General features: G+C 49.3%; 9 protein-coding genes. 4 read left to right on the top strand and 5 right to left on the bottom strand.

Annotated features, from left to right (window positions below; all coding sequences use genetic code 11):
• Window positions 1–13 precede the first annotated feature (13 nt).
• Together CV945_RS11855 and CV945_RS11850 are read right to left on the bottom strand one after the other, a co-directional pair.
• Window positions 14–1,363, bottom strand: coding sequence for an NAD(P)-dependent oxidoreductase (locus tag CV945_RS11855; protein ID WP_198518507.1), 1,350 nt, complete (start codon window positions 1,361–1,363; stop codon window positions 14–16).
• 74 nt (window positions 1,364–1,437) lie between these two features.
• The gene (locus CV945_RS11850) at window positions 1,438–2,328 is read right to left on the bottom strand and encodes a nitrilase-related carbon-nitrogen hydrolase (RefSeq protein WP_014195599.1); all 891 of its coding nucleotides are present in this window, start codon (window positions 2,326–2,328) and stop codon (window positions 1,438–1,440) included.
• A 346-nt stretch (window positions 2,329–2,674) separates the two neighbouring features.
• Here CV945_RS11850 and CV945_RS11845 point away from each other — a divergent pair, with 346 nt between their 5' ends.
• Window positions 2,675–4,183, top strand: coding sequence for an NCS1 family nucleobase:cation symporter-1 (locus tag CV945_RS11845; RefSeq protein WP_100659836.1), 1,509 nt, complete (start codon window positions 2,675–2,677; stop codon window positions 4,181–4,183).
• A gap of 261 nt (window positions 4,184–4,444) precedes the next feature.
• Window positions 4,445–4,756 (top strand): hypothetical protein, encoded by a 312-nt coding sequence (locus CV945_RS11840; protein WP_100659835.1) that lies wholly within the window; start codon window positions 4,445–4,447, stop codon window positions 4,754–4,756.
• 102 nt (window positions 4,757–4,858) lie between these two features.
• On the opposite strand, the gene CV945_RS11835 is transcribed toward CV945_RS11840, so the two are convergent.
• Window positions 4,859–6,295 carry a site-specific DNA-methyltransferase gene (locus CV945_RS11835; protein ID WP_100659834.1) on the bottom strand — a complete coding sequence of 479 codons (1,437 nt, stop codon included), beginning with the start codon at window positions 6,293–6,295 and terminating at the stop codon, window positions 4,859–4,861.
• Window positions 6,296–6,648: 353 nt separating this feature from the next.
• Window positions 6,649–10,410 (bottom strand): bifunctional RecB family nuclease/DEAD/DEAH box helicase, encoded by a 3,762-nt coding sequence (locus CV945_RS11830; protein WP_100659833.1) that lies wholly within the window; start codon window positions 10,408–10,410, stop codon window positions 6,649–6,651.
• A gap of 171 nt (window positions 10,411–10,581) precedes the next feature.
• Here CV945_RS11830 and CV945_RS17550 point away from each other — a divergent pair, with 171 nt between their 5' ends.
• Window positions 10,582–11,031 (top strand): hypothetical protein, encoded by a 450-nt coding sequence (locus CV945_RS17550; RefSeq protein ID WP_232722126.1) that lies wholly within the window; start codon window positions 10,582–10,584, stop codon window positions 11,029–11,031.
• Window positions 10,965–11,333 (top strand): hypothetical protein, encoded by a 369-nt coding sequence (locus CV945_RS17545; protein WP_232722123.1) that lies wholly within the window; start codon window positions 10,965–10,967, stop codon window positions 11,331–11,333. The genes CV945_RS17550 and CV945_RS17545 overlap by 67 nt, the downstream gene beginning before the upstream one ends.
• A gap of 38 nt (window positions 11,334–11,371) precedes the next feature.
• On the opposite strand, the gene CV945_RS11820 is transcribed toward CV945_RS17545, so the two are convergent.
• On the bottom strand, window positions 11,372–12,331 hold the full coding sequence (locus tag CV945_RS11820) for a siderophore ABC transporter substrate-binding protein (RefSeq protein ID WP_100659832.1): 960 nt from the start codon (window positions 12,329–12,331) through the stop codon (window positions 11,372–11,374).
• Window positions 12,332–12,656: the final 325 nt, after the last annotated feature.

Raw genomic sequence — 12,656 nt, 5'->3', positions numbered from 1 at the left:
TCCCTCCTCTCATTTAGGCCGTTTCGCTTACTGCCTTTGTCAAATATCGATGAATCCCGTAAGCTGCTTCCTTCCCTTGCTGCGCTGCCACCACCACCATCGCTTCGCCTTTTCCTCTTTCAAAAATCACATCCCCACAAGCAAACACCTTCGGATTCGACGTTTGATAAGTTTCAGGATTCACCTTGACTACGCCATGATCATGCTCTAATCCAAAAGCTTCAATCAATTCGATATGGCGCTCTTGCCCAATGGCTTTAATGACAACATCAACCGGCATAATAAATTCCGATCCCTCAACCGGAAGAGGGCGGCGGCGGCCATCAGCGTCTGGTTCTCCCAATTCCATCCGAACGCATTCAACATGAGTAACCTTACCCTTACTGTCGCCAATAATCCTTTTGGGTGCTGTTAGCCAACGAAATTCGACACCATCCTGTTTGGCAAACTCATACTCAAATTCATAAGCTGTCATTTCTTCTTTCGTCCGGCGATATAAAATTTTTACATTTTCCGCTCCTAGACGCACCGAACAGGTAGCTGCATCAATCGCGGTATTTCCCGCACCTATCACAACTACCCTTTTCCCTACCAGCCGATCAGTCAACGGTTTTGTTTTCGTCTCTTTAATCAACTCAATGGCATCATATACTCCGTCCAAATCTTCTCCCGGGATTCCTAACTTTGGCACTTTCCCCATGCCAACAGCTAAAACAACAGCATCATAATTTTCTAGGAGCTCGTTTACTTCAATATCCTTACCAACCCTTGTATTCGTGCGGATTTGCACGCCTAAGCTTTTGATTTGATTGACTTCCCACAACGTGATATTTTGAGGGAGGCGAAAAGAAACAATGCCATACGTGTTTAGCCCGCCTGCTTGGTTCTCCGCTTCAAAAATGGTCACTTCATACCCAAGACGAGCTAGTTCTCTGGCCGATGATAATCCAGCAGGGCCGCCGCCGACAACTGCCACTGTTTTTCCATTTTTTCGTCCCGCTTGGAATAATACTTCTTTATTTCGGATCGCCCAATCGGTCGCATATCGCTGCAATTTTCCAATCATAATGGGTTTTGTAGAATGATTTAAAACACAAGCCCCTTCACATAATTCCTCTGTCGGACACACTCTTGCACAACTGGCGCCAACCGGGTTTGACAACATAATCGTTTTCGCTGACCCTTTTACATTCCCAGAAGCAATTTTTTTGATAAAAGCGGGGATATCAATCCCTGTCGGACAAGCTCGAATACAAGGAGCGTCATAACAGTACAAACATCGATTCGCTTCTTCCATTGCTTCTCGATCTGTCAAGCCAGGCTCTACTTCTTCAAAGTTCTTTTCCAAACGTGATTGCTCCATCTCCATCCCCCTCCACGCGTCATTTTTAAAGAAAGGGAATAGAGTCATTCCCTCCTCCCCTTTCTCGCTGCTTTCTATGGAAGTAAAGCCGTCATTTCACTATAGGTTTCCGGACGACGATCACGGTAAAATTGCCAAGTATCGCGCACTTCCCGAATCATCTTCTTATTCATAACGCCAATCACCACTTCATCTTGATCACGGCTGCCCATGGCCACAAAGTTCCCTCTAGGATCAACCAAGTAAGACTGCCCGTAAAACTCTCCCATGTTCCACGGTGCTTCATATCCAACCCGATTGATGGCAGCCACGTAATAGCCATTGGCAACGGCATGAGCCGGTTGTTCCAGTTTCCATAAATATTCGGAGAGACCTGCTACCGTAGCGGATGGATTGAACACAATTTCAGCGCCTTTTAGTCCTAAAATTCGCGCTCCCTCTGGGAAATGACGGTCATAACAAATATAAACGCCGATCTTGGCAAATGCGGTATCAAATACCGGATAGCCTAAATTTCCAGGCTTAAAATAAAATTTTTCCCAAAATCCACAGCCCTCGTTTCCTACCCCGACATGCGGAATATGCTGTTTGCGATACTTTCCTAGGTAGGTTCCATCGGCATCAATGACAGCTGCCGTATTATAGTAAGTAGCAATTCCTTCCCTTTCATAAATCGGTAGAACGATCACTACCCCCAGCTGTTTTGCTATTTCCTGAAACATTTTGGTCGTCGGACCATTTGGAATTTCTTCCGCCGCCTCATACCATTTTGTATTTTGCTCGGCGCAGAAATACGGGCCATAGAAAATCTCTTGCAAACAGATGATTTGTGCTCCCCGATCTTTTGCCTCCTTGACAAGCTTGACGTGCTTTTCAATCGCCTTTTCCTTATGAACCTCGACCGGCTCGTCCCCATGCACATTATGAGAAGCTTGGATCAAACCAATGGTCACTTGATCAGCCATGCTCCAATCACTCCTTCTTCATTTTATCTGGTTTCACAATCAGGCTGAACTTTAAGAATATTCTACATAGTAAATCACCAGCTTTTCATTATACACTTTGTTAAATAATAGAAAACATTGATTGTTCACTATGTAAATTTCAGCGAAATAAATATACAGCTAGACGAAGTTGCTCCCTAGGATTGAGAACATCAAAATGTGAGGAATAGTTACACATTTTACATAATGAATAGATTTCTCTTTTTCTTATTTGACAAATCGTATAATGAAAAATTTACATAGTATAGATAGAATTTTCTTAAATTTCTCTTTTATACACTGGATTTTTAAAAAAAGGGGGATATGAATGAAAACACAAATTGAACACAATGGGATTGTGGTCTTGACGGAGGAAGCCGCACAAGAAGTCAGTGGAAGTCCTTTATGGAATGATGACTTGCGTCCGACAACAAGGCAAGAACATTCATGGAAAGGAATCAATTTTGCTACATTGTGGATTGGAATGTGTTTATGCATTCCTTCATACACCATGGCCAGCGGCATGATTGCTTTAGGAATGAACTGGTGGCAAGCTGTTGGTACCATTTTTCTGGGGAACGTGATCGTCCTTATTCCGATTTTATTAAACTCTCATGCAGGAACAAAATTCGGGATTCCTTATCCTGTGTTTGCCCGGCTTTGGTTTGGAGATAAAGGCGCCCATATTCCCACTTTAGCCCGGGCCCTTGTAGCAGCCGGATGGTTTGGAATCAATACGTGGATCGGAACAGAAGCCATTGACACATTACTCATGGCATCATTCTCTTCGTGGGGGAATTTACCGGGACATACAGCCATCGTATTTGCATTATTTTGGATCTTAAATATCAGCATTGCTTATAGAGGCCCAGAAGGCATCAAAAAGCTAAGCGCAGTGGCTGCACCTGTTGTCGGGATTTCTTCCATCATTTTGCTCATTTGGGCATTTACGAACGCCGGAGGATGGGGACCGATTTTAGAGACTCCTTCTAAGTTCGAAACAACCGGTGAATTTTTGAAAGTCTTTTTCCCTTCTTTAACTGGCGTCATCGGCTTTTGGGCCACATTGGCATTAAACATCCCTGATTTTTGCCGATACGCACAGAGTCAGAAATCACAAATGGTCGCCCAAAGTTTATCCTTGCCTATTACAATGACTGTTTTTTCATTTATCGGAATTGCCGTAACCTCAGCAACCATTGTGATTTTTGGTCAAGCCATTTGGGATCCCGTGCAGCTGTTAGCTAAATTTCCCCCATTTGTCATTCTATTAGGGACTATTATTATTGTCATCTCTTCTGTAACTATTAATGTGGGTGCCAACGTGGTTGCCCCTGCCCGAGCGATCGAAAATTTATATCCGAAGCGAATTACATTTGGAATTGGCGCGATTATCACAGGACTATTCGCTATTTTATTGCAGCCATGGTATATTATGTCCAACTTTGGGAATTATATATTCGGCTGGCTTGGCACATACGCCGCTTTGCTTGGACCCATTGACGGCATTGCTATTGCGGACTATTGGCTCGTTCGCCGAAGACAGTTGCACTTAAAAGAACTGTACAAACCGAATGGCCGTTACAATTATGCAAATGGGTTTAACAAAAACGGAGTGTACGCACTGATTGTGGGAGTCGTTATTCCTGTACTTGGTTTATTCATACCGCCACTTCGTTTTCTTTGGGACAACGCGTGGACATTTGGATTGTTCATTGCGATTGGTGTCTACACCTACTTAATGAAAAACGACCAAAGCGTATTAAAGGAAGGCGAGTATGAACAAATCACCCTTTTCGATTCAAAACATAACAGTCCGACAGAAATCGCAAAATAATGAATCATTTACACCTAAACAGCCTATCGATGACAGAAGGCAAGCAGTGTCACTGGTTAAACGTTGACATCGCCCTCCCACGAGGGCGCTTTCTTTTTGCAGGAAGCTGCTATTTTCCCTTATCAATCCTGCACCCAACCTTATCTACGCTTGGCATACAAAATGACAACTTTTCGAACTTTCCACAACATCTATTATATCGACAACGACTACGTTATATAATGATATTGAGAATAATTTCACAAATCAGGAGGCCTAAACATGATCGTCCACGAACTGACGGACATCGAACATCTATTCACTGAACAATTGCAGGAAGGCTACTATGTCATCCGCGAAACGTACCAAAACGTACTCGTGGAGCCGGAAGACGGCGACACCATCCGGCAAGTGGACGCCGGAACGGAAGAAGTCGTCACCATCGTATTTGATCCCGGCGACGAATACTCCCTCATTTGCCTTGACACCTACACGTTCGCCGACGGCATCCCGTCTTTAGCGGAGCTCAAAGAAACGATTGCTGCGGAGTACGACGTCTTTGTCAACGACCGTTGGGCTGCGGTGTCATTGTAAAAAGCACCTGAAACGACGGACATCAGGGACTCGGAACATAGACGCAACGCCTGCTTTACCAAAGCGCTTTTCATCAGTCGAATCGAGAAGCAGCCCGTCCGCCTAGCGAGCGGGCTGCTTCGATTTCTTCTCGAACCGAAACACGCGAAAGCCAATATCAAGCTCTGTCTTCCCCGTTTCACGGACGATTTTCTCCCCCGCGCGGCGGATGCGCTCGCGGCCAATGTCGCAAATCGTCCGAAACCCCACCCGATACGCCTCGGACGTTTCCGCAAGCGGCTCGGGAAGCTGCACCATTATAAACGACCGCCGGCCGCCGTCTTCAGCGTTTTGCTGCATGACGGCATGAGCCGTTGTCGCCGAGCCGGAAAAAAAGTCCAGGATGAGATCATCATCCCTCGTTGTCAACGCCACCATGCGCTGAATGAGCTTCACCGGCTTCGGGTAATCCATCACCGCGAGCCCATCGAACAGCTCCTTCAGCTCCTTTTTCGCCTCCTGCGAATGGGACACCTCGTCATGCGTCCAAATCGTAAGCGGCGTCACCGTCGACTTCACTTCGCTTAAAAACCGCTTCAGGCGCGGCACCCCGTTTCCGTCTTTGCCAAACCAAATGCGGTTATCCGCCGCCAGCTCGGCGAAGCGCTCCTTCGTCACCCGCCAACAATACCCATGGGGCGGCGAAACAATCCGGCCGCCTGGGGTCACGATATCATAAATTTTTTCCGGAATCGGCGGACCGACCGACAAATCGCCTGACGTCCATGGACCGCGTGGGTCATTGTCTGGGTTGGCATACCGCCCATCCGCTTCCGGATGGCGCGGCAAGCCGTACCAAGCTAAACGGTCGATATTTTTCGCGTAACAGAGGATGAAGTCATGGTTGCGCGAGGCAAACTTGTTCATGTTCACAGGGGAAAACGCCCGCTGCCAAATGAACGTGGCGACAAAATTCCGCTCGCCAAAAATTTCATCGCACATTTTTTTCAAATTCGCCTGCTCTGTATCATCAATAGAAATAAACATCGCCCCTGTCTCCGCCAACAGCGTTCTCGCCACCCAAAGGCGCGGGTACATCATGTTGAGCCAGCCGGCATGAGCGCGCGCTTCCTCTATATCCTTCCTACGAGCTGGCGCGCTCTTCTTTTGGCGCCAATGGTCTTTATACGTCAGCACTTTCCCGGTGTTGTACGGCGGGTCGATGTAAATCATTTGGATGGCCCCTGCATGCGACGTCCGCAGCAGTTTTAATACTTCTAAATTGTCTCCTTCAATATACCAATTGTTTGTTGTCTCCCACTGCTTGCTCGCTGCCTGATCCGGCCGCAATACTCCGGACGCAGGCGTTTCAGCGAGCCGCCTCGCCTCTGCCTTCCCCGGCCACATGAACTCATATGCTTCCTGCCGTTTGTGACCGCCAAGCACCCTCTTCAGCCACTCCCAATCGATGCCCCCATCCACAACCGCTTCCGGAAAGAGCTTTTTGATCACCTCAAGCCTTGCATCCGACACCGATCTTCTCCCGCCGGCATTTGCCATGGCACGCCCCCTCTCTTCCCGCGCATTCTCAGCGCAGTGTTTCTTATCGACGAATCTTATTTCCATTATTTCGCCATGGCTCGGCGGTTTCCTTCCTTAATTTTCTTATCAACTATTCACCGTTCGTACATCAATCCCCATTCCGTCCCCCACGCCCCCCTCTTCCGAACCGTGCGCGGCTGCGCTCAGCATGGAAACAAAACGAGCCAACAAACGGAGAAGGCGGCATGGCGGATGGTGACTGCTTATGCGGTTTTTGAGTAAGAAAATGGGGGATTCTCGGATGCATCAAAGAATTTCTCAAGTTGAACAGCGCCTTGATTCATCCTTTTTTCCTGTCAAACTCAGCAGCTTCATAGAGTGTCCATGTTTTCCATCTTCGGACGACTGACTCGGTACATTTGCAGCGCAACACCGTCGACCATAAACGTTTGCGCTTCCCCATGACGTAAAGCGTACTGCTCAAGCCCAACCATAAAGTTGACTCCTTCACGGTATTCCTCGTTGCCGATCACCTGAAGCGGCGGCGACATCAGTTGGCGCGAGAGGAAGAGGATCGCCTTTTTCCGCGCCCGCGTGAGCGACACGTTGAGGCGGTTCAAACTGTAGATGAACTCCCCTTCCATCACAGCCAGTTCCGGATCGGCGACGCCGTAGCTGATGATCGCCGCATCCACTTCTTGCCCTTGCATTTTATCAACCGTATCGACGAAAAACGGCGGACGCAGTCCTTGGTGTTCAAGGGCACGGCGAATGGCGCGGATTTGCGCCCGATGCGGCGAGACGATAAACAGCCCGCGGCGCCAAAACGCTTGGTCGCCTTCTGATGAGTCATCGTACCGTTTTTCCTCGCTGTCGAGAAGCCGTTCCCGCAACACCTTCGCGATGCTCGCCACCCAGCGCGCTTCCGCCTCGTTTTCTTGGGCACCGTACACGCCGTCATACGTGCAGACGACAAGCGGATAGTCAGGGTCGATCGCTGCTTCCACCCATTCATCGGCAGTTGGGGCATCGGCGAGCGCCAACGTTTGTTCGGCAATCTGGCGGGTGAACGCGGTATACTGGGAGCTGTAAATCCGCTCGGCCGGGTAGCGGCAAAGCGCCTCGTTCATGCGGAAATTGTCCGTCAGTTGGCGGGTATACCGCTTCTCCACATCCGCGTCAAACAGCAGGCGGAAAATCGAGTCGAACAGGTGCGGCTCCCCTTCCGCGGCCGCATACGTCCCTTGAATGATTGGCGGCAGCTGGAAATGGTCGCCGACGATAAGCAGCCTGCCTGCTTTTTTGACATGGCGCAGCGCCAACAGTGAATCGGCCACGCGGATTTGCGACGCCTCATCCAGAATGACGACGTCAAACTCTTCTAGACAGTCTTTTTCATACGCCCTTTGAATGCCGTACAGCGTGGCGCCAAGCACCCGATGCCCGCCGTTGCCCAGCCATCGGGGAAGGTCACGGTCCGCCACCTCGGCGATTCCTTTGGCGTTTTCCGTCTGAATCTCACCAAGTTTCGCGATATGGACGCTGCGCCGCGGCGCAAGCTCCTGAATTTTGCGCAGAACGTTTTCGATCGCCGCATGGGTGAAACCCGAAACAAGAATGGCAAGCCTGCGCCCCTGCTTTTCGTAAATCGGCATAAGCAGCCGAAGAGCGACGGCAATAAAATGCGTTTTCCCGGTGCCAGGCGGCCCCCAGACGAGCGTCAACGTATGGCGGAGAAAGTGGAGAAACGCCTGACGCTGGCTTTTTGTCAACCCGCTTCGGCGGAGAAGCGCCTTGACTTCCTCTGCATCCCAGTTGGGACGAAACGTTTTCCGATAGCGAATCGGATCGCGAATCAAGTCCAAGATGCGATGATTGTCCTTATCCAACTGTTGCAACGCCTGCAAGACGCGCGGGGTGGTAAAATCCGCATGCCGAAGCGACAGCCAATACTCCTCTCCTTCCACAAGCGGGAACCGATCGAGCCATTTGGGCAACTCGAGCTTGAGTTCAGCTGTCTTGCCATTATCTTCGATGGCGCGAATGCGGGTAAAGTACAAATTGACCCGTTGGGGCGTCTTCCATTCACTGGCGTACTTATGATCAGGAAACGTCTGTTGCGCCTTTTCCCCTTCCTCATTGCACTCCGTCAAAAGCCAGCTCGCCTTTAGATCGATCGTTTCAAGCGCCTGGCGGTTGTTCAATCGGAACCGATCGCCGCCAAGGTACGTGACATGAAGCGTCACTCCGTTCTCAAGCCGCTCCGAAAGCGGAAGCAGGCGCTTTTGGCGAATATCCAAGTAGTTTAATAGCGCCTCGTAGCGCGCCATAAACGCCAGCTTGGACACAAGCGGATCACGGTAATCAGCCGAATGAGGAAACGCAAATTTTTCCGGCCAGACCATAAGCGGCGAAGGATGGACGCTCTCGGCCCACGCACGGATGCCTTGAATGATGCTGTGAGCAGCCCAAAGGCGGCGGCTCAGCTCCTTCTCGACCGCTTGCCGTGTTTCCGTGTCCCCTGTTTGCCAGGCATCATGCAGCACATCCAGTTTCATGGCGTTTGTCAAGCGGAACGAAAAGCGCTCGCTCGCCGAGTACAGAAACGGCGAATCATGGTAGGCCGCAATATACCGCGACAAGTCTTCAAGACGGTACGCGACATGCGCCGGCAAGGCGAACAGCTGGCTCACAGCCGTTGTCAGCACAACGACAGGAAGCGGAACCATTTCGCTTGGGTGGTCGCTGGCACTTGCTAGTGAGCTGCTATGAAAATACGACAGCAGCCGAACAGCTTTTTCGTTATAGTCTGGATCGAACAAAAGCGCTTGAAGTAGCTGCTGCACATTGTCCCATTCATAGTTGTCGATGACATACACCTGCACCGATTTTTGCGACCGCCACTCTCGCTCCCTGTTGTAATCGTGCACCGTCTGAAGCAGGCGGTCCAGCGCATCGGCAAACGTTCGGCCGACCGCGTCGCATTCTTCCAGAGAACCAGCAATAACATGATGCATTTCCGATCCCGTTCCAAACACGTCTGTTCCACCAACACGGTACAACGATGCCGCCGCAATCTTCCCCGTCAACGGATCGCGTTGCGCGGTGAGAATCAGACGGATGTCTTCCCATATCGGCATATGCGTCACCGCCTGGTCATACGGAACGACCTTTTCCTCCGCAATCGCCTCAAGCTGCGCTTCAAGCCGCCGAAGTTGACGCGCCAATCCAGCGTTTTGTTTTAGGACGTGTCTCGTTTCTTGACGCTCAAGAAGTTGGCGAAACTCATCGATCGTCTCCGGAAGCTGCCGCTCGCGGATAAAGCGGGACGCATGACTCGATAAGTACGGAACGAGGGAAATATGCGACTGTTTCCGCGCTTTGTCGAAACAGTAATCATAGAACGGGCACCATTCACAGCGATAATCCAAATGCCAAAACAGCTCATCAAGTTGCTTCCCAGCCAGCGCCGTCAATTCGCTAGCCAAAAACTGCTCAAGAAACGGAAGCAGCTGTCCGATATCTGTCAGCTGTGGCTGCTCGGTTTTGTACGTCCATATCCCGGCTTCGCGCAAATCGACGCTGCCCTTAACACCGTGCTCCTCTAACACCGAGGACAACATCAACGCGTACAGCGCCGTTTGCACGCGGTGGGAAATCTTTAACACATCTGATGATTTGATGTCGATGATGCGGAACACAAAGCCGTTTTGCCCCGGAATGCACTCAATCAAATCCGGACGACACGCCGCAAATCGGATCACTTTCAGATCCAACCCGTACCGTTCGTAAAAGCGCGGCGGCGCGATCAATGTCGGCTGGTATAAATAGCGCTTGCTCGGCTGCTTCAGCTCGCGGATCGTCTCCTCTCCATCCAAATAGCAGTGGGAAATCGGTGCGCCAGGCTCTCGCTTCCCCATCTGCACTTGGCCGGCCAAATAGGTCGTAATCACTTCCTCTTCCCACTCAACCCCTCGGCGCAGCACGCTCTCATGAACCGCAGGCTGCTCAAACAGCTCTTCCGGCACATCGAGCTCGCTGCGCCGTTCTTTCGCCAACGACTGAAAATAAAAATTCCGCTCGCACTCGTGATAAAAATAGCTTGCGATTTTGGCAGGAGAAACGTAAAGCATACATCGATCCCTTTCTAAAAACATACTAGCCGACATCCGCACTGGGACTTGTCAGTTTGTTTATTCATTGTATCATATGTTTGTACGCTTTCCTATATACACCATTCGTGCTTGTCCGACAAGAACATATGTGCTATAATGAAGGAAATTAGAATGAAAGAGGGGCCAACCATGAGCGAAGAGATCCTCTTGCAGTTGTTCAACCGCCTTGGTCATATCGAGAACACGCTGCACCTCCTCGTCGAAAGCCACAAACGGCTGGAAGCAGAACAACAAGAAATCCGAAAAGAACAACAGGAAATCCGAAGAGAACAACAAGAAATGCGAAAAGAACAGCAGGAGATCCGTAGAGAACAACAAGAAATGCGAAAAGAACAGCAGGAGATCCGTAGAGAACAGCAAGAAATACGGAAAGAGCAACAGGAGATCCGTAGAGAACAGCAAGAAATGCCCGTAGAGAACAGCAAGAAATGCGAAAAGAACAGCAGGAGATCCGTAGAGAACAGCAAGAAATGCGAAAAGAACAGCAGGAGATCCGTAGAGAACAGCARGAAATGCGCAAAGAGCAAGAAGAATTCCGGCGGATCCAGCAAGCTCTCCTTGAAGGCCAAAAGCGGTTAGAAGAAGAACAAGCCCATATCAAAGCCGGCCAAAAAGAACTGTATGATCTGATGTCTGCCCTGCTTCACCGCCAGGATGAAACCGACGCCGCACTCGACGCCCTCGCGATGGACGTGCACAAACTTCACGGTGAAGTTTCTTCCATCCACCAAAGACTCGACTCCTTAGAGAAAAAAGTCGATTCCCATGCCCAATCATTCAATGAACAGCTGAACAACATCAAACTTGACATCACCTTCCTCTCGAACAAAGTCATCGAACACGAACGGGAAATCTACAAAATTAAGAATGTCATTTTATGACGATAAAGCAGGCGGGCCGCCTAAGCCCGCCTGTCCTTTTATTTCAATCCTTCTTCCACCTGTTTGATCATTTCCGACACCGACGTCAATCCGCCGCCTGAGAGATACCAATAATTTGGATCCAAGTAGACAATGTGGCCGTTTTGATATGCTTTCGTCTTTTTCACAAGCGCATTTTCAATCGTTTGCTTCGCTGTCGGCTTTCCTTCTACAACGGCGTCGCGGTCAATGACAAACAAGTAATCCGGGTTTTTCTCGGCAATGTACTCAAATGATACGCTTTGTCCATGAGGATTCGTCGCTTTCAAATTCGGGTCTGCGGCTGGCACGCCGAGCACATCATGGATGAGCCCAAAGCGCGAACCTTTGCCGTACGCACTCACTTTCCCGCCAGTCGTCAAAATGATCAGCGCTTTTTTATCTCCAGCCTTCGCCTTCACTTCTTCGATTTGTTTTTCAATATTGGCCAGTTCCTCATCTACTTCTTTTTCTTTGCCAAACATTTGCCCGATCAGCTTCATATTGTTTGTAAATGAATCCCAATAATGTTGAGTGTCAATCCCTATATACACGGTTGGGCCAATCTCTTTCAACTTGTCATACAAATTTGCTTGACGACCGGAAATAAAAATGACATCCGGCTTGATTTCGCTCAATTTTTCAAAATCCGGCTCCATCAAGCTGCCGACGTTTTGGTAGTCGCTGCTTTTATATTTCTCCAAGTATTTCGGCACGTTCATCTGGGGCAAAGCTGTCACCTTCACCCCTAGTTTATCAAGGGTGTCCAGCACTCCAAAATCAAAGACAACCACTTTCTCTGGATTTTTCTTGACTTTCTCCTCTCCAAGCTGGTGCTTGATCGTCATTTCCTCGGCTTGTTCCGTTTTCTTCTCGTCATTCTTCCCACTTGCTCCGTTGCTTGCATTCTCCTTATTGCCGCAAGCAACCAGTACGACAAGAAGCAAAGCAACCACTACCATCAGCCAACGCTGTTTCATTGGCTATACCCCCCTTTGGAAATTCAAATTATATGTTGACGGCTTTCGTATTCACTCGACAAAGGGCGCCCTTTCTTGCCGATGTCAACATGAAAGCCGGCTCAACCATTTTTTACTTAATTGGAATCTTCTTCATCCTATTTCGCGCAGGAGACTCCCACTTCAACGACCAAAGGGAGTAAGTGGGAGAGGAATGCGCGTTCCCCTTTTCTTTTGTGTATGATATAATAAAGGCGTGGAGAAAACCGTTTAATAAAGGCACTCCAATAACTGCTACTCGATGTATGGAGTTGGTTACAGGAAACGTTGTAACCGTAAAACATCG

This window comes from Geobacillus sp. Manikaran-105 (assembly GCF_002809955.1).
Lineage (GTDB): Bacteria > Bacillota > Bacilli > Bacillales > Anoxybacillaceae > Geobacillus > Geobacillus thermophilus.
Note: the sequence above shows the minus strand (reverse complement) of the source record. Positions and strands in the feature narration are given on the sequence as shown.

What these genes read in the sequence shown, in the direction of transcription:
- CV945_RS11855 (WP_198518507.1), bottom strand. Translation starts at nt 1,363, where the DNA reads ATGGAGCAATCACGTTTGGAAAAGAACTTTGAAGAAGTAGAGCCTGGC.
- CV945_RS11845 (WP_100659836.1), top strand. Translation starts at nt 2,675, where the DNA reads ATGAAAACACAAATTGAACACAATGGGATTGTGGTCTTGACGGAGGAA.
- CV945_RS11840 (WP_100659835.1), top strand. Translation starts at nt 4,445, where the DNA reads ATGATCGTCCACGAACTGACGGACATCGAACATCTATTCACTGAACAA.
- CV945_RS17545 (WP_232722123.1), top strand. Translation starts at nt 10,965, where the DNA reads ATGCGCAAAGAGCAAGAAGAATTCCGGCGGATCCAGCAAGCTCTCCTT.
- CV945_RS11830 (WP_100659833.1), bottom strand. Translation starts at nt 10,410, where the DNA reads ATGCTTTACGTTTCTCCTGCCAAAATCGCAAGCTATTTTTATCACGAG.
- CV945_RS11820 (WP_100659832.1), bottom strand. Translation starts at nt 12,331, where the DNA reads ATGAAACAGCGTTGGCTGATGGTAGTGGTTGCTTTGCTTCTTGTCGTA.
- CV945_RS11850 (WP_014195599.1), bottom strand. Translation starts at nt 2,328, where the DNA reads ATGGCTGATCAAGTGACCATTGGTTTGATCCAAGCTTCTCATAATGTG.
- CV945_RS11835 (WP_100659834.1), bottom strand. Translation starts at nt 6,295, where the DNA reads ATGGCAAATGCCGGCGGGAGAAGATCGGTGTCGGATGCAAGGCTTGAG.